The 18,539-nt window shown below is 41.8% G+C and carries 16 protein-coding genes and 1 other annotated feature; all 16 genes read left to right on the top strand.

Features of this window, described 5'->3' with window-relative positions:
- The first annotated feature begins 2 nt into the window (after window positions 1-2).
- The 16 genes from QCD85_RS21800 to tuf all read left to right on the top strand — a co-directional run bounded on the left by QCD85_RS21800 (window position 3) and on the right by tuf (window position 18,461).
- Complete coding sequence (locus QCD85_RS21800) at window positions 3-527, top strand: NYN domain-containing protein (protein WP_273613668.1); 525 nt, start codon at window positions 3-5, stop codon at window positions 525-527.
- 185 nt (window positions 528-712) lie between these two features.
- Window positions 713-1,357 (top strand): RNA polymerase sporulation sigma factor SigH, encoded by a 645-nt coding sequence (gene sigH / locus QCD85_RS21795; protein ID WP_069328338.1) that lies wholly within the window; start codon window positions 713-715, stop codon window positions 1,355-1,357.
- A 320-nt stretch (window positions 1,358-1,677) separates the two neighbouring features.
- A complete protein-coding gene (secE, locus tag QCD85_RS21790) occupies window positions 1,678-1,869 on the top strand; it encodes a preprotein translocase subunit SecE (RefSeq protein ID WP_069328339.1) in 192 nt (63 codons plus the stop codon).
- Window positions 1,870-1,891: 22 nt separating this feature from the next.
- Window positions 1,892-2,425, top strand: coding sequence for a transcription termination/antitermination protein NusG (nusG, locus tag QCD85_RS21785; protein ID WP_204827258.1), 534 nt, complete (start codon window positions 1,892-1,894; stop codon window positions 2,423-2,425).
- Between the two features lie 174 nt (window positions 2,426-2,599).
- A complete protein-coding gene (gene rplK, locus QCD85_RS21780) occupies window positions 2,600-3,025 on the top strand; it encodes a 50S ribosomal protein L11 (protein ID WP_069328341.1) in 426 nt (141 codons plus the stop codon).
- 97 nt (window positions 3,026-3,122) lie between these two features.
- Window positions 3,123-3,815 (top strand): 50S ribosomal protein L1, encoded by a 693-nt coding sequence (gene rplA / locus QCD85_RS21775; RefSeq protein WP_273613667.1) that lies wholly within the window; start codon window positions 3,123-3,125, stop codon window positions 3,813-3,815.
- 76 nt (window positions 3,816-3,891) lie between these two features.
- Window positions 3,892-4,056, top strand: a sequence feature (ribosomal protein L10 leader region).
- A gap of 72 nt (window positions 4,057-4,128) precedes the next feature.
- The gene (gene rplJ, locus QCD85_RS21770; protein WP_273613666.1) at window positions 4,129-4,632 is read left to right on the top strand and encodes a 50S ribosomal protein L10; all 504 of its coding nucleotides are present in this window, start codon (window positions 4,129-4,131) and stop codon (window positions 4,630-4,632) included.
- Window positions 4,633-4,734: 102 nt separating this feature from the next.
- Complete coding sequence (rplL, locus tag QCD85_RS21765) at window positions 4,735-5,100, top strand: 50S ribosomal protein L7/L12 (RefSeq protein WP_273613665.1); 366 nt, start codon at window positions 4,735-4,737, stop codon at window positions 5,098-5,100.
- A gap of 87 nt (window positions 5,101-5,187) precedes the next feature.
- Window positions 5,188-5,784 carry a class I SAM-dependent methyltransferase gene (locus QCD85_RS21760; protein WP_273613664.1) on the top strand — a complete coding sequence of 199 codons (597 nt, stop codon included), beginning with the start codon at window positions 5,188-5,190 and terminating at the stop codon, window positions 5,782-5,784.
- Between the two features lie 368 nt (window positions 5,785-6,152).
- Entirely contained in the window at window positions 6,153-9,701 is a 3,549-nt protein-coding gene (gene rpoB / locus QCD85_RS21755) for a DNA-directed RNA polymerase subunit beta (RefSeq protein WP_204827263.1), read from the top strand.
- A gap of 156 nt (window positions 9,702-9,857) precedes the next feature.
- Window positions 9,858-13,472 (top strand): DNA-directed RNA polymerase subunit beta', encoded by a 3,615-nt coding sequence (gene rpoC, locus QCD85_RS21750; RefSeq protein WP_204827264.1) that lies wholly within the window; start codon window positions 9,858-9,860, stop codon window positions 13,470-13,472.
- Window positions 13,473-13,701: 229 nt separating this feature from the next.
- The gene (locus tag QCD85_RS21745; protein WP_069328348.1) at window positions 13,702-13,950 is read left to right on the top strand and encodes a ribosomal L7Ae/L30e/S12e/Gadd45 family protein; all 249 of its coding nucleotides are present in this window, start codon (window positions 13,702-13,704) and stop codon (window positions 13,948-13,950) included.
- 143 nt (window positions 13,951-14,093) lie between these two features.
- Complete coding sequence (rpsL, locus tag QCD85_RS21740; protein WP_069328349.1) at window positions 14,094-14,513, top strand: 30S ribosomal protein S12; 420 nt, start codon at window positions 14,094-14,096, stop codon at window positions 14,511-14,513.
- 49 nt (window positions 14,514-14,562) lie between these two features.
- On the top strand, window positions 14,563-15,033 hold the full coding sequence (gene rpsG, locus QCD85_RS21735) for a 30S ribosomal protein S7 (protein ID WP_069328350.1): 471 nt from the start codon (window positions 14,563-14,565) through the stop codon (window positions 15,031-15,033).
- A gap of 51 nt (window positions 15,034-15,084) precedes the next feature.
- Window positions 15,085-17,160 carry an elongation factor G gene (fusA, locus tag QCD85_RS21730; protein ID WP_273613663.1) on the top strand — a complete coding sequence of 692 codons (2,076 nt, stop codon included), beginning with the start codon at window positions 15,085-15,087 and terminating at the stop codon, window positions 17,158-17,160.
- A gap of 110 nt (window positions 17,161-17,270) precedes the next feature.
- Window positions 17,271-18,461, top strand: coding sequence for an elongation factor Tu (gene tuf, locus QCD85_RS21725; RefSeq protein ID WP_204827267.1), 1,191 nt, complete (start codon window positions 17,271-17,273; stop codon window positions 18,459-18,461).
- The last annotated feature ends 78 nt before the right edge of the window (window positions 18,462-18,539 follow it).

Here is an 18,539-nt window from a genome sequence, read left to right as displayed (position 1 = left end):
CGATGACCGATTTACGGGATGTGCTTCTAGTAGATGGCTACAACATGATCGGAGCTTGGCCTGAACTGGCTCAGCTTTCCGAAATCGGTTTGGAGGAAGCTCGCGATCATTTATTAAAACGATTAGCTAATTACCAAGCTTTTTCAGATCGACGAGTGATTGCTGTATTTGATGCGTACCGGGTGATTGGTCTTGGCAAGTCGTTTAATCAAGGTAAAGTAGAAGTGTATTTTACCAAAGAAAAAGAAACAGCCGATGAAGCAATAGAACGGTTTGTGCGTGAGCTTGGACGTAAACGCAGACAAATTTATGTGGCAACTAGCGATATGACTGAACAACACGTTATTTTTGGACAAGGTGCACTAAGGGTGTCGGCAAGAGAACTGTTGATAGAAGTTCAACTGAGTGAACGAGAAGTAGAACAGAAAATTACAGATCATAAGCAAACTGGAGCCCGTAATACATTAGATGGTAAATTAAACTCAAAACAACGTGATCTGTTTGAAAAGTGGCGCAGAGGAGAGTAAGTTGTCAGTCAAATGACAGCTTACTTACGAACCTGCGTTCTATTTATTGCTAAATAGCGATGAATATGCGCAAATAAGCGGTAAATACGACATAAGTTGTTGACGATGTGAGGTTACATAATATATACTTGGGCTATATTTCATAGGGTAACGGAGACCTTGCGTTGCAACCGGAGGGATTGTTTGTGAGTGTCGACCTCAAAGATATGATGGTGTCACCGTACGATTACCAAAGTGATGAAGATCTTGTAGAAGCCGTCCGGCAAGGCGATTCTCAGGCACTAGAGTACTTGATTACCAAGTACAAAAATTTTGTGCGTGCGAAAGCCCGATCTTACTTTTTGATTGGTGCAGATCGTGAGGATATTGTGCAAGAAGGTATGATTGGCCTGTACAAGTCGATTCGTGACTTTAAAGGTGATAAACTTTCTTCGTTCAAAGCCTTTGCTGAATTATGCATTACTCGTCAGATTATTACAGCTATTAAGACGGCAACACGGCAAAAGCATATTCCGCTCAATTCGTATGTGTCACTAGACAAACCAATCTATGATGAAGATTCTGATCGTACCCTGCTTGATGTCATTTGCGGTTCTCAGGTATCTGATCCCGAAGAGCTAGTCATTAACAAGGAAGAGTTCGTAGGATTGGAAGACAAGATGTCTGAGATTTTGAGCGATTTAGAACGAAAAGTTCTAATGCTCTATCTGGATGGTCGTTCGTATCAGGAAATTGCTGTTGATCTTTGTCGTCATGTCAAGTCTATTGATAATGCACTACAACGTGTCAAACGTAAACTGGAACGCTATCTCGAAGTACGTGATAATTGAATCCGGAAGCAATCAAGTAAAGACTCTTACTCTGGAGTCTTTTTTATTTTCCAAATGATGTATTGAAATAGTAACCCTATGAATGGAAAATATTTGTTGGTCGTTGTGCTTTATTCGTTGACAGGGTTGGAGCGCTATGATAAAGTGTTTTAGGTAGGCCTAATTTCGCCTGCTCTTAAATGTGTCAATCTTTGCTATATTGCAAAATTAATGCATTTAAAGCAAGTGTAACCACCCTGACCGCATGGGATGCGGAATGCACTAGTTCCAGAACTTGTGATTCTCATCATGTAACCAGATAGTCTTTTGGAGGTGTAGTCGTGGCACGAAGCTTCAAGTCTGTGTTTTCCTTTTTCTCCGAAAGCTGGGCTGAACTTAAAAAGGTTCGCTGGCCTAATCGTAAAGAGCTGACTAACTATACTCTTATCGTTATTGGTACGATTTTGTTTGTCGCCATTTATTTTTGGGTTCTAGACATCGGCATTTCCGCTGTGATCGAAGCGATAATTTAAGAAGGGTTCCAGGTGGCTTGATATGGAAAAAAGATGGTACGTCGTTCATACCTATTCAGGGTATGAGAACAAAGTCAAAGCCAATTTAGAAAAACGCGTTGAGTCTATGGGCATGGAAGACAAAATTTTCCGCGTTCTTGTTCCTATGGAAGAAGAAGTGGTAAACAAAGACGGTAAGAAAAAAACCGTTATGCGTAAAGTTTACCCCGGTTATGTTCTTGTCGAAATGGTTCAAACTGACGATTCTTGGTATGTTGTGCGTAATACTCCTGGTGTAACTGGCTTTGTCGGTTCAACAGGTGCTGGCTCTAAGCCAACCGCATTATTACCGGAAGAAGTAGAACAAATTCTCAAACACATGGGTATGGATGAGCCGAAGGAAACTATTGAATTCGACGTTAAAGAATCTGTACGCATTAAAGTTGGACCGTTTGCGAACTTTGTTGGCTCCGTGGAAGAAATTTTGGTTGAAAAGAGCAAGCTGAGAGTACATGTTAACATGTTCGGACGGGAAACCCCGCTTGAGCTAGATTATACTCAAGTGGAAAAGATATAGTAGGTTTCTAGGATGACACGGGGAATCGTTGATGATCTTGTATCACAATGGCTCCTGATCAGTGCTTCCAGTTTTACCGTAATTATATGAGGATTACGATTTTCATATAATGCGGCGTTTTGCGTGGGAGGGCAGCAATGTCCGTCTACCACTATTCGCAAGGAGGTGTTTTACATGGCTAAAAAGGTAATCAAAATGGTGAAACTGCAAATTCCAGCGGGTAAAGCGAATCCGGCTCCTCCAGTAGGTCCGGCATTGGGTCAAGCAGGTGTCAACATCATGGCATTCTGTAAAGAATTCAACGCTCGTACAGCTGATCAAGCAGGTTTGATCATTCCGGTTGAAATCACAGTGTTTGAAGATCGTTCTTTCACTTTCATCACTAAAACTCCACCGGCTGCAGTTCTTTTGAAAGTTGCTGCTAAGATCGAAAAAGGATCTGGCGAACCTAACAAGAAAAAAGTTGCAGTTGTTAAACGTTCCGCAGTTCGTGAAATTGCAGAACAAAAAATGCCTGACTTGAATGCAGCGTCCGTAGAAGCGGCGATGTTGATGGTTGAAGGTACAGCACGTAGCATGGGTATCACGATCGAAGACTAATTCACTCTTGTAGTGAATAGTCTCAGTACTGAGTTCATTTATGAACCCAGTAGTTGTGGGAGGAATATCCGCTAATACCACAAAGGAGGAATATAAAATGGCTAAACACGGTAAAAAATATTTAGAAGCTGTTAAGCTTATTGATAGCGAAGCAACTTACGAGCCTTCAGAAGCTGTTGAACTAGTGAAAAAGGCATCTACTGCAAAATTCGACGAAACTGTTGAAGCAGCAGTACGTTTGGGCGTAGACCCACGTAAACAAGACCAAGCTGTTCGTGGTGTAGTTGTATTGCCACACGGTACTGGTAAAACTCAACGTGTCTTGGTATTCGCTAAAGGAGAAAAAGCAAAAGAAGCAGAAGCTGCTGGAGCTGATTTCGTAGGCGATCAAGATATGATTAACAAAATCCAACAAGGATGGTTCGAATTTGATGTCTGCGTAGCTACGCCTGACATGATGAGCGAAGTTGGTAAATTGGGTCGTTTGCTTGGTGGTAAAGGTCTTATGCCTAACCCTAAAGCCGGCACAGTAACATTCGACGTTACCAAAGCTGTTCAAGAAATCAAAGCTGGTAAAATCGAATACCGTCTAGACAAAGCAGGACAAATTCACGCTCCTATCGGTAAAGTATCTTTCAGTTCTGAGCAATTGAACGATAACCTTTCTGCACTTGTTGAAGCTCTTAACCGTGCTAAACCTGCTGCTGCAAAAGGTGTTTACCTTAAAAACATTGCGATTTCTTCGACAATGGGACCAAGCGCACGCATCAACGCTTCTACTTACAGATAATTAGTTGTTGACAATAGTCAATATACTTGATATTATGTAAAAGTTGTGAAAATGCTTGAACTTTGTACTTGCATTTACATTTGAATATGTTTAACCGTAGACAGTAGGTGCTGTAACAGGCTTAATTTCCTACCGAGGTGTTATGATAGAATACCGGATACTTGGGAGCGCAGATTAGTCTGCGTCTCGGTTCCGCTCAATCAAGCCTTCGTCATTCTGCGGGGGCTTTTTTTAATGTCCGTGTAGGAAAGTCTTTTCTTCTGACTTCTACGGAAACAGAGAAAAGCTAGAATACGATCAGGAGGTGTCCAATTTGGCAAACGCAAAAGTAATCCAAGCAAAACAAGAAGCGGTAGAAGTTGTAGCAAGTAAATTGCGCGAAAGCACAACTACAGTTGTAGCTGACTATCGTGGTCTAAACGTAGCTCAAGTTACAGAATTACGTAAGCAATTACGTGAAGCTGGAGTTGAATTCCAAGTATTGAAAAATACATTGGTTCGTCGCGCTACTGAATCTGCTGATCTTGCTGGTTTGAATGAAATTCTTACCGGTCCTACTGCTATTGCTTTCAGTAAAGATGATGCAATTGCTCCAGCTAAAATTTTGAATGACTTCGCTAAGAAAAACGATGCTCTTCAATTAAAAGGTGGAGTGGTTGAAGGACGTATTGTTGGAGCTGAAGAAATCAAAGCGTTGGCAGAATTGCCATCACGCGAAGGTTTGTTGTCTATGCTTCTCAGCGTGCTTCAAGCACCAATGCGCGGTTTTGCACTGGCTGTCAAAGCTGTTGCAGAAAAAGAAGAGCAAAGCGCGTAAGCTTTTTGCTCAACCGTTACATTTGTTTAACAGATATAACGATGGCTGTGTGATCAGCTAAAATTGATTTAAAAATAAAACCATTATATGGAGGGTTTACAAATGAGTAACGAACAAATCCTTGAAGCCATCAAAGGCATGACAGTTCTTGAATTAAACGATCTTGTAAAAGCAATTGAAGAAGAATTCGGCGTAACTGCTGCTGCTCCTGTAGCTGCTGCTGGTGGCGCTGGTGGCGGAGAAGCTGCTGCTGAGCAAACAGAATTCGAAGTTATCTTGACTTCTGCTGGCGGATCTAAAATCAACGTAATCAAAGCAGTACGCGAAATCACTGGTCTTGGCTTGAAAGAAGCTAAAGAAGTAGTAGATAACGCTCCTAAAGCAATCAAAGAAAACGTTGCTAAAGAAGAAGCTGATTCTATCAAAGAAAAATTAGAAGCAGCTGGCGCATCTGTAGAAGTAAAATAAGAGTTTTTCTCTTATTTTCGGCAAACCCCTTGAATTCGTTCAAGGGGTTTGTTTTGTAGATCAGCTTGAAAAGAGGGAGCGGAGAATATGGGAGACCATTATTATTCCAATCAGCCAGGAGCGGCACACGATCGGCGAGTCCTGGAAGCAACCTTGCGAGGTAAAGTATTTCGTTTTACAAGCGATGCTGGTGTTTTTTCCAAAACAGGCATTGATTATGGAAGTCGTGTATTGATTGAGGCAATGGATATTCATGAAGATGCTCAAGTGTTAGATGTAGGTTGCGGGTATGGACCTATGGGTTTATCAGCTGCTTATCTTGCTGCTAAAGGTCATGTGACAATGATTGATGTAAACGAAAGAGCTGTTCAATTAGCAAAAGAAAATGCAAAGTTGAATGGGATCACAAACGTAACTATTTTGGAAAGTGATTTGTTTAGTTCAGTCAAAGGAAAGATGTTTGATGTGATTCTAACCAATCCACCTATTCGTGCAGGTAAATCAACAGTTCATACTATTTTTGAAGAGGCTTTTGAACATTTGAATACAAATGGTACATTGTGGATTGTGATTCAGAAGAAGCAAGGTGCACCTTCAGCCAAAGCTAAATTAGAAGAGTTGTTTGAAACGGTAGAGGAAGTAACAAAGGATAAAGGCTATCGGATTTTTAAAGCGACAAAATAAAAGTTGCTTTAGGATCATTGACTCGAAGTTCTGAACGTGGTATGATTACAAAATGTCAGTATTAAGATGCCCTTCTTGGCTTTAGTTTTCTGAAATAATCATGAAAATTATTCATCCACGAAGGTGTTTAGTATTGTCTATAATCGTATATTAAGGGGTATTTCGGTCAATTTCAACCGTTATACAGCATTCAAATGTGTAATCACATGCGTTGATAGCTGATGCTGCTCTTTTTTCGAAAGCATTCGATAAGGGCTTTTCTCTATTTAATGGATGTGAACTTCTATGTATGCACCTATTATACGTGATCCAAACAGTAGTTCGCAATGAAATTTTTAAGCGAGTAGACATTAAGGGGTGAGTTTAAGTTGGCAGGACATCTTGTTCAATATGGTCGACGCACTCGGCGAAGTTATGCACGAATTAACGAAGTTCTTGAAGTACCTAACCTGATCGAAATCCAACAAAAATCATATCAGTGGTTTTTGGAAGAAGGTTTGCGCGAAATGTTTCACGATATCTCGCCAATCCAAGATTTTACAGGCAATTTGGTTCTTGAGTTCATCGATTACAGCCTTGGTGAGCCGAAATATACAGTAGACGACGCAAAAGAGCGTGACGTTACTTATTCTGCTCCACTTCGGGTAAAAGTCCGTCTCATCAACAAAGAAACGGGTGAAGTCAAAGAGCAGGAAGTATTTATGGGTGATTTCCCGTTGATGACGGAAACCGGTACCTTTGTTATTAATGGTGCAGAACGGGTTATTGTCAGCCAGTTGGTTCGCTCTCCCAGCGTCTATTTCAGCACTAAAGTCGATAAGAATGGTAAAACATCATATACTGCTACAGTTATTCCTAACCGTGGCGCATGGCTTGAACTTGAAATGGATGCTAAGGATATCATTTATGTTCGTATTGACCGTACTCGTAAGATTCCAGTTACGGTACTATTGCGGGCACTTGGATTCGGTACAGATGCTGAAATCTTAGACCTACTTGGTAATGATGAATATATCCGCAATACTTTAGATAAAGATAACACGGATTCCACTGACAAAGCGCTGATTGAAATTTATGAGCGTTTGCGTCCAGGTGAACCACCAACTCTCGACAATGCGAAAAGCTTGTTAGTAGCACGTTTCTTTGATCCAAAACGCTATGACCTTGCTAACGTAGGTCGTTACAAAATCAACAAAAAACTCCACATCAAAAACCGTCTATTCAACCAACGTTTGGCTGAGACGCTTATTGATACAGATACAGGCGAAATTATTGCTGAAGCTGGACAAATGGTAGACCGTCGTCTTTTAGACGAAATTATGCCGTATTTGGAAGGCGATTTGAATCATAAAACATATCATGTGGCTGGCGGCGTATTGGATGATAATGATATCCCAATGCAAAGCATCAATGTATTCTCTCCAATCGAAGATGGTAAAGTCGTTACTTTGATTGCGAACGGAATTATTGATAAAACAGTTAAAAATATTACTCCAGCTGATATTATCGCTTCAATCAGTTATTTCTTGAACTTGTTGAACGGTATTGGCGATACAGATGATATCGATCACTTGGGTAACCGTCGTTTGCGTTCTGTAGGTGAGCTTTTACAAAACCAATTCCGTATCGGTTTGTCCCGTATGGAACGTGTGGTTCGTGAAAGAATGTCTATTCAAGATGCTAACGTCATTACACCACAAGCTTTGATCAATATACGTCCTGTTATTGCATCGATCAAAGAGTTCTTCGGTAGCTCCCAGCTTTCACAGTTTATGGACCAAACGAACCCATTAGGTGAATTGACGCACAAACGTCGTTTATCTGCTTTGGGACCCGGCGGTTTGACTCGTGAACGCGCAGGCTTTGAAGTTCGTGACGTCCATCACAGTCACTATGGCCGTATGTGTCCGATCGAGACTCCAGAGGGACCGAATATCGGTTTGATTAACTCCTTGTCTACATTTGCACGTATTAATGAGTATGGCTTTATTGAAGCTCCATACCGTCGTGTAGATCCGAAGACAAACCGTGTTACAGATCAAATTGATTATTTGACTGCTGATGAAGAAGATAACTATGTTGTCGCTCAGGCGAATGCAGCATTGAATGAAGATGGATCTTTCGCTGAAGAAATGGTTATCGTTCGTTATAACAAACAAGCGGATAACATTTTGCCAATGCCAAATGAACGTGTTGATTATATGGACGTATCTCCTAAACAGGTTGTGTCTGTAGCAACAGCATTGATTCCTTTCTTGGAAAATGATGACTCCAACCGTGCATTGATGGGTTCTAACATGCAGCGTCAGGCTGTTCCTTTGCTTATTCCTAAAGCGCCACTAGTTGGTACAGGTATGGAGCACAAAGCAGCTAAAGATTCAGGCGTTTGTATCGTAAGTAAACATGATGGAATCGTTGAACGCTCTACTGCTAACGAGATTACAGTACGTCGTATTGAAGTCGTAGATGGCAAAGAAGTAAAAGGCGATCTTATTAAACATAAATTACACAAATTTATGAGATCGAATCAGGGAACTTGTATTAATCAACGTCCAATCGTTAAAACAGGCGATTACATCAAAAAAGGAGATATCCTTGCTGATGGTCCTTCGACTGAGATGGGCGAGATTGCATTAGGACGTAACGTAGTCGTTGCCTTCATGACTTGGGAAGGTTACAACTATGAAGATGCGATCCTATTGAGTGAAAAACTTGTTAAAGAAGATGTATACACTTCGATTCATATCGAGGAATACGAATCTGAAGCTCGTGACACTAAACTTGGACCTGAAGAAATCACACGTGATATTCCTAACGTTGGTGAAGAAGCACTCAAAAACCTTGACGAACGCGGAATTATTCGTATCGGTGCTGAAATTGCCGCTGGTGATATTCTTGTTGGTAAAGTAACACCTAAAGGTGTAACTGAACTAACTGCTGAAGAACGCCTTCTGCACGCTATCTTTGGTGAAAAAGCTCGTGAAGTTCGCGACACTAGTCTTCGTGTACCGCATGGTACAGATGGTATTGTTGTAGACGTTAAAGTGTTCACTAGAGAAAATGGCGATGAGTTGCCACCGGGTGTTAATCACTTGGTACGTGCGTACATTGCTCAAAAACGTAAAATCTCTGAAGGCGATAAAATGGCGGGACGACATGGTAACAAAGGTGTTGTAGCACGTATTTTGCCAGAAGAAGATATGCCGTTTATGCCTGATGGTACTCCAGTACAAGTTGTATTGAATCCACTAGGTGTACCTTCCCGTATGAACATCGGTCAGATTCTTGAAGTCCATTTAGGTATGGCTTCGATGAAACTGGGTATTCATGTTGCTACACCAGTATTTGATGGAGCAAAAGAGTACGATGTATTTGATACGATGGAAGAAGCAGGTATGCAACGTAATGGTAAAACTATCCTTTACGATGGTAGAACCGGTGAAGAATTTGAACGTGAAGTAACTGTTGGTGTCATGCACATGATCAAGCTGGCACACATGGTTGATGATAAAATCCATGCTCGTTCTACAGGTCCTTACTCTTTGGTTACGCAACAGCCGCTGGGTGGTAAAGCTCAGTTTGGTGGACAGCGTTTCGGGGAGATGGAAGTATGGGCACTTGAAGCTTATGGTGCTGCATATACCCTACAAGAAATCCTTACAGTCAAATCCGATGATGTCGTTGGTCGTGTGAAAACATACGAATCCATCGTTAAAGGCGAGAATGTTCCTGAACCAGGCGTTCCTGAGTCATTCAAAGTTCTAATCAAAGAATTGCAAAGTTTGGGTATGGATGTCAAAATTCTCAACGAAAATGAGAATGAGATTGAAATGCGAGAATTGGATGATGAAGAAGAGACTAGCACGAACGATAAGCTAAGTCTTAATCTAGAAGGTTCTGAAGTCGGAGCCGAGTAACTATTGCCACTACACATTCCCTATGTGATCTAACAATGAAGGTAGACCGGAGATTTATCCCGGTCTATCCCTTATTGGTGAGATCATGTTTTGGGATTTATACAGCTTTTGATAAGAATGACAATAAACAGGATTTGGCCTTAGGAGGGGTGTCTTTTGATAGACGTTAACAATTTCGAATTTATGAAAATTGGGCTAGCTTCCCCAGACAAAATTCGTTCTTGGTCCCGCGGAGAAGTTAAAAAACCGGAGACAATCAACTATCGTACGCTTAAACCAGAGAAAGACGGGTTGTTCTGTGAACGTATTTTTGGACCAACCAAAGACTGGGAATGCCACTGCGGTAAATACAAACGTGTACGTTACAAAGGCGTAGTCTGCGATCGTTGCGGCGTTGAAGTAACACGCGCTAAAGTACGTCGCGAACGTATGGGACACATTGAGCTTGCTGCTCCTGTATCTCACATTTGGTATTTCAAAGGTATTCCAAGCCGTATGGGTCTAGCACTTGATATGTCTCCACGTTCTTTGGAAGAAGTAATTTACTTCGCATCTTATGTTGTTACTGATCCAGGTGAGACTCCACTGGAGAAAAAACAACTTTTATCTGAAAAAGAATACCGTAGCTACCGTGAAAAATACGGTCATGGTTTCCATGCAGGTATGGGTGCAGAAGCGATTAAAAGATTGCTTCAAGACCTTGATATCGATAAAGAACTAGAATTTTTACGTGAAGAGCTACGTACTGCTCAAGGTCAACGTCGTAATCGTGCGATCAAACGCCTTGAAGTTATCGAAGCATTCCGTAACTCTGGTAACTTCCCTGATTGGATGATCATGGATGTATTGCCAGTTATCCCTCCAGAACTTCGTCCGATGGTACAGTTGGATGGTGGACGTTTTGCGACGTCTGACTTGAATGATTTGTATCGTCGTGTAATTAACCGTAATAACCGTCTTAAACGTTTATTGGATCTAGGCGCGCCTGACATTATCGTACAAAATGAGAAACGTATGCTTCAAGAAGCTGTCGATGCTCTTATTGATAATGGTCGTCGTGGTCGTCCAGTAACAGGACCAGGTAACCGTCCATTGAAATCTCTTAGCCATATGCTAAAAGGTAAACAAGGACGTTTCCGTCAGAACTTACTAGGTAAACGTGTCGATTATTCTGGTCGTTCGGTTATCGTTGTAGGTCCTTACCTGAAAATGTACCAATGTGGTCTTCCAAAAGAGATGGCACTAGAGTTATTCAAACCTTTCGTTATGAAAGAATTGGTTAACAAAGGTCTTGCTCATAATATCAAGAGCGCAAAACGCAAAGTAGAACGTGTAAGTCCAGAAGTATGGGATGTACTAGAAGAAGTAATCAAAGAACATCCAGTTCTTCTAAACCGCGCACCTACGCTGCATAGACTTGGTATTCAAGCATTTGAACCTATTTTGGTTGAAGGACGTGCTATTCGTCTTCACCCACTTGTATGTACAGCATATAATGCTGACTTTGATGGTGACCAAATGGCGGTTCACGTACCATTGTCTGCTGAAGCGCAAGCGGAAGCACGCATCTTGATGCTTGCATCTGGTAACATTTTGAACCCTAAAGATGGTAAACCAGTTGTTACTCCTTCACAGGATATGGTCTTGGGCTCATTCTATCTAACAATGGATAACGATGAAGCTAAAGGTTCTGGTATGATCCTGCGTACAGTAAATGAAGCAGTATCTGGTTATCAACGTGGTGTAGCTTCATTGCATGCTCGTGTAGCAATCCCTGTTAAAGCTTTGAACAAAACAAGCTTTACAGAGAAGCAACAAACAGGAATGATGGTAACAACTATCGGACGAATTATCTTTAACGAGATTTTCCCTGAATCATTCCCGTATATCAATGAGCCAACACGTCGTAACTTGTTCCAGGGTACACCGGATCATTACTTTATCTATGATAAAGGCGTAAATATCCGTGAATTTATCAGTAGTGTTCCTCAAACAGGCGCTATCGGTAAAGAGTATTTGGGTTCAATTATCGCTCGTTGTTTTGAAATTTACCATACAACACTAACATCTATGATTTTGGATAAAATTAAGCAACTTGGATTCACTTATTCTACGCGTGCAGGTATCACTGTTGGTGTATCTGACGTTATTGTTCCTGTTGAAAAACAAGGAATTTTGGATGAGTCTGATAAAAAAGTTGCTGTTATTACGAATCAATACCGTCGTGGTTTGATTACGAATGAAGAGCGTTATGATCGTGTTATTGAGATCTGGTCTCGTACGAAGGACGATATTACAGAAGTTCTTATGAAATCAATGGATCGCTATAACTCTATTATGCTTATGGTTGACTCCAAAGCTCGTGGTAACAAATCGCAGATCACTCAGCTTGGTGGTATGCGCGGTCTGATGGCGAATCCATCCGGTCGTATTATCGAACTTCCTATCAAATCGAACTTCCGTGAAGGTCTGACAGTACTAGAGTACTTCCTTTCTACTCACGGAGCGCGTAAAGGTTTGGCGGATACAGCACTTCGTACCGCTGACTCAGGTTACCTAACTCGTCGTCTAGTGGACGTAGCACAAGATGTAATCGTACGTGAAGAAGATTGCGGAACAGATAAAGGTTTCACTGTAAGCCGTATTCAAGATGGTAAAGAAGTTATTGAAGATCTATACGATCGTTTAGAAGGTCGCTATTGCTTCGAAACTGTTCGCCATCCACAAACAGGTGAGATTCTTGCTCGTCGTAACGAATTACTTGATTCGGATAAAGCTGAAGCAATCGTTGAAGCTGGAGTTGAAAAACTTCAAATCCGTTCAGTGCTTAGTTGTCGTGCAAAACACGGAGTATGTAAAACATGTTACGGTCGTAACCTTGCTACTGGTAAACACGTTGAGATTGGTGAAGCAGTTGGTATTATTGCAGCACAATCTATCGGTGAACCAGGAACACAGCTTACAATGCGTACGTTCCATACCGGTGGTGTTGCAGGAGACGATATTACTCAAGGTTTGCCGCGTATTCAAGAGCTTTTCGAAGCGCGTAATCCTAAAGGTCAAGCAATCATCAGTGAAATTGATGGTATTGTTAAAGAAATTCGTGAAGCTAAAGACCGTCGCGAAATCGAGGTTGAAGGTGAAGCGGAAACTAAAGTTTACCCTGTTACTTACGGTTCCCGCCTAAGAGTTAAAGAAGGTATGGAAATCGAAGCTGGGGATGAACTAACAGATGGTTCGATTGACCCTAAAGAAATGCTACGTATCAAAGGTATCCGTGGCGTACAAAACTATATCCTGCAAGAAGTACAACGTGTATATCGTAACCAGGGTGTAGAAATCAATGATAAGCACGTTGAAGTTATGATCAGACAGATGTTACGTAAAATCCGTATCATCGATGCTGGTGAAACAACATTGTTGCCAGGTTCATTTGTTGATATGTACGAATACGAGAATGCAAACAGAGTAGCAATCATGGCTGACAAAGAGCCAGCTGTTGCTAAACCAGTATTGCTTGGTATTACCAAAGCATCTCTGGAAACTGATTCCTTCTTGTCTGCGGCATCCTTCCAGGAGACAACTCGTGTCCTTACTGATGCAGCAATCAAAGGTAAAGTCGATAAATTACTTGGACTTAAAGAGAATGTTATTATCGGTAAGCTAATTCCAGCTGGTACAGGAATGAATCGTTACCGTAGCGTTCAATTTGAGGATGCAGACAAACTTGAACCAAAACAAGAAGGTCTGGAAACAGTAACTGTTGATTAATTAAAGAAGTAACTATAAAGTTGTATTGCTCATTCATACGTGGCTAAGCTGAATAATGATTATATTATTCAGTTTTAGCTACGGTTTAATGAGTGTGATAAGACAATATAACAATTATTTATCAAATAGAATTATAGTTATCTATTGACAGTATCCTTTAGCTAATGGTACTATAGCAAAGGTGCGTGAATAGAGTGCTGATCCCTGATCTTTTGGAGGAAATCGGAAGATGACTAATGACAAAGGATTAAAGGATGCCCGGATCAAAGTAGGCACGAAGCAAACTATGCGGATGGTCGAGACGGGTCAAGCTGAAGAAGTCTATGTTGCGCAGGATGCGGAAAATCATCTCATCTCGAAAATCGTTCAATTATGCTCGACTCATTCTGTTAAAATCACTTATGTGGATACAATGAAAGAATTGGGCAAAGCTTGCGGAATCGAAGTGGGAACTGCTATGGCCGTTGTCCTTAAATAATGTAATGCAATCAGGAATGTTTTTGCTGGTCGTGAGTGGCAGGCAAAGGCTTTTCATTTGTTCTTTTATGAACCACCTGGGTCTGTGGACTTAATATATGGTTTATATTGGAACTACAAATATGGGAAGGGGGTGGCAACACAATGCCAACTATTAATCAATTAGTCCGTAAAGGACGTCAAGCAAAAATTGAGAAATCAAAATCACCTGCACTTCAAAAAGGGTACAATGCTTTGAAACGTCAAGAGACGAACATTAGCGCTCCACAAAAACGTGGTGTATGTACTCGTGTAGGTACTATGACTCCAAAAAAACCGAACTCCGCACTTCGTAAGTATGCTCGTGTTCGTTTAACGAACCGTATCGAGGTTACTGCTTACATTCCAGGTATCGGTCATAACCTTCAAGAACACAGCGTGGTACTTATCCGCGGTGGACGGGTTAAAGATTTACCAGGGGTTCGTTATCATATCGTTCGTGGTGCTTTGGATACAGCAGGCGTAAACAATCGTATGCAATCACGTTCAAAATACGGTACAAAACGTCCGAAAGAGAAAAAATAATTCGTTAGCGCAGACCACTGCGCTGCATATCTAAGAAAGGGGGATAACCATGCCAAGAAAAGGTCCAGTAATGAAAAGAGACGTATTGCCAGATCCTATGTATAACAGCAAGTTGGTTACACGTTTGATCAACCGCATTATGGTCGACGGAAAGCGTGGGGTTGCTCAAAGCATCCTTTACAATTCTTTCAAATTGATTCAAGAACGTACAGGTAACGATCCTATGGAAGTATTTGAGGCGGCAATTAAGAACATCATGCCAGTTCTCGAAGTTAAAGCTCGCCGTGTAGGTGGCGCTAACTATCAAGTTCCGATCGAAGTTAAACCTGAAAGACGTACTACATTGGGACTTCGTTGGTTAGTGAACTATTCACGTAGCCGCGGAGAAAAAACAATGGAAGAACGTTTAGCAGCTGAAATCATTGATGCTTCTAACAATACAGGCGCAGCAGTGAAAAAACGCGAAGATACACACAAAATGGCTGAAGCGAATAAAGCATTCGCTCACTACCGCTGGTAGGATTAAAGCCTTTATTTCAAAAATTGATATTTTTGAAGGGAGCACCCATTCATGGCAAAAAGAGAGTTCTCCTTAGAAAATACACGTAATATTGGTATCATGGCTCATATCGATGCTGGTAAAACTACCACTACAGAACGTATCTTGTTCTATACAGGCCGTACGCACAAAATCGGTGAAGTTCACGAAGGCGCTGCTACAATGGACTGGATGGAACAAGAGCAAGAGCGCGGGATCACTATTACGTCCGCAGCTACTACGGCTCAGTGGAGAGGCTACCGCGTTAATATCATTGATACTCCAGGTCACGTTGACTTTACAGTTGAAGTTGAACGTTCCCTGCGTGTATTGGACGGAGCAGTAGGCGTATTTAGTGCAAAAGAGGGTGTAGAACCACAATCCGAGACTGTTTGGAGACAAGCAGATCGTTATGGTGTACCTCGTATAGCATATGTTAATAAAATGGATATTATTGGTGCTGACTACCTTAACGTTGTTAAAGACATGCGTGAACGTCTGCAAGCGAACGCAGTAGCGATTCAATTGCCGATCGGCGCAGAGAATGACTTCGTTGGTATTATCGATATCATCGAGCAAACAGCTATCGAATATCAAGATGATCTTGGACGCGATCCAGTATCTATCGAAATTCCAGAAGATCTTAAAGCAACAGTTGAAGAACTGCGTGCTGACTTGATCGAAAGAGTTGCAGAACTAGACGAAGATCTAATGATGAAATACCTTGAAGGAGAAGAGCCAACAGTCGCTGAGATTAAGGCTGCTCTACGTAAAGGTGTTTGTGACGTTAAAATCTTCCCTGTAATCTGTGGTTCTTCTTACCGTAACAAAGGTGTTCAACCTATGTTGGATGCTGTTATCGACTACCTTCCGGCTCCTACGGATGTACCGGCAATTAAAGGTTTGCACGAAGACGGCACAGAGGCAGTTCGTCATTCTTCGGATGAAGAGCCATTCTCTGCACTAGCGTTCAAAATTATGACAGACCCTTACGTGGGTAAACTTACGTTCTTCCGCGTATATTCTGGCGTATTGCAATCCGGTTCTTACGTTCTTAATGCTACTAAAGGCAAACGCGAACGTATTGGTCGTATCCTGCAAATGCATGCTAACGCTCGTCAAGAGATCAGCGAAGTTTTCTCCGGTGATATCGCGGCAGCTGTTGGTTTGAAAGATACAGGTACAGGTGATACACTGTGTGATGAGAAAGAAACTGTTATCTTGGAGTCAATGAACTTCCCTGATCCAGTTATCGAACTCGCAGTTGAACCAAAAACAAAAGCTGACCAAGATAAAATGGGTATTGCTTTGTCCAAATTGACTGAAGAAGATCCAACTCTTCGTGCTCATACGGATGAAGAAACTGGCCAAACAATCTTGGCGGGTATGGGTGAGCTTCACCTTGAGATCATCGTTGACCGTATGCGTCGCGAATTCAAAGTGGACACTAACGTAGGTAAACCTCAGGTTGCTTATCGTGAAACATTCCGTCAACCAGCTCGCGTCGAGGGTAAATTTGTTCGTCAATCCGGTGGTCGTGGTCAATACGGTCATGTATGGGTTGAGTTCGAACCTCTTGAAGCAGGTACTGGTAGTCAGTTCGAAAGTAAAGTTGTCGGTGGTTCAGTACCAAGAGAATACATTGGTCCTGCACTACAAGGTATTGAAGAAGCTATGAAGAACGGTGTTCTTGCTGGTTTCCCACTAGTAGACGTAAAAGCTACTGTAGTGGACGGATCTTATCATGATGTCGATTCCAATGAGATGGCATTTAAAATTGCCGGATCTATGGCGCTTAAAGCTGCAAAAGACAAATGTCGTCCTGTATTGCTTGAGCCACTCATGAAAGTTGAAGTAACAGTACCTGAAGAATACATGGGTGATGTTATGGGTATGTTGAACTCTCGTCGTGGCCGTATCGAAGGTATGGATTCACGCGGTGGTACTCAAATCATTCGTGCAAAAGTACCTTTATCTGAAATGTTTGGATATTCCACAACACTTCGTTCTGGTACACAAGGTCGCGGTGTGTTCTCAATGGAACTTTCTCATTATGAAGAAGTACCTAAGAGCATCGCTGACGAAATTAGCTCCAAAGCAAACGGCTAAGTTCTTAATCCGTTTTCACTTCTGGGATGTACAGGAAGTAGCATGACTGCTCTCTGTACATTTCAAACTAAAATATAAACAACTCTACCTTCAAGGAGGCAACGTTTAACATGGCAAAGGCTAAATTTGAACGTAATAAAACGCACGTTAACATCGGAACTATTGGTCACGTCGATCATGGTAAAACAACTTTGACTGCTGCAATCACAACTGTATTGTCTAAAACTTACGGTGGTGCTGCTGTAGCATTTGATCAAATCGATAAAGCTCCAGAAGAGCGCGAACGCGGTATCACAATCTCAACTGCACACGTTGAGTACGAAACACCTAACCGTCACTATGCACACGTTGACTGCCCAGGTCACGCCGATTACGTTAAAAACATGATCACTGGTGCTGCACAAATGGACGGAGCGATCTTGGTTGTATCTGCAGCTGACGGTCCTATGCCACAAACTCGCGAGCACATCTTGTTGTCTCGTCAAGTAGGCGTACCTTACATCGTTGTATTCTTAAACAAATGCGACATGGTTGAAGACGAAGAGCTTTTGGAATTGGTTGAAATGGAAGTACGCGACCTTCTTAACGAATATGAGTTCCCTGGTGACGATACTCCAATCACTCGTGGATCTGCTCGTGAAGCATTGGCTAACCCTGATGGCGAATGGGCTAAAAAAATCGTTGAAATGTTCGAAGAAATCGATACTTACATTCCAGATCCAGAGCGCGACACTGACAAACCTTTCTTGATGCCTGTTGAGGATGTATTCTCGATCACTGGTCGTGGTACAGTTGCAACTGGTCGTGTAGAGCGTGGTACTGTTAAAGTCGGCGAAGAGATCGAAATCGTTGGTATCCATGAAGAAACTAAAAAATCCGTTGTTACAGGCGTAGAGATGTTCCGTAAATTGTTGGATTCCGCACAAGCGGGTGACAACATCGGCGCATTGTTGCGTGGTGTAGAGCGTAGCCAAATCGAACGTGGTCAAGTACTTTCTAAACCAGGTACTGTTAAACCTCATACTGAGTTCACTGCTCAAGTATACGTTTTGACTAAAGAAGAAGGCGGACGTCACAAACCTTTCTTCACTGGTTACCGTCCACAGTTCTACTTCCGTACAACTGATGTAACTGGCGTTATTTCTTTACCAGAAGGTACTGAAATGGTTATGCCTGGTGATAACATCACTGTTACTGTATCCCTAATCAATCCAATCGCGATTGAAGAAGGTACACGTTTCGCTATTCGCGAAGGTGGACGTACAGTAGGCGCTGGCGCTGTAGCATCTATCCAAAAATAATTAAATCTTCATTGTGAATCAGAAATGATTTGAAGATTTTAATATAAGCAACATTGTACTGTAACGAAGTAACATTGT

The sequence above is a fragment of the Paenibacillus sp. PsM32 genome, assembly GCF_030433815.1.
Classification (GTDB): Bacteria; Bacillota; Bacilli; order Paenibacillales; family Paenibacillaceae; genus Saccharibacillus; species Saccharibacillus kyungheensis.
The sequence above is the reverse complement of the archived record's forward strand: the minus strand, read 5'-3'. Positions and strand labels throughout refer to the sequence as shown.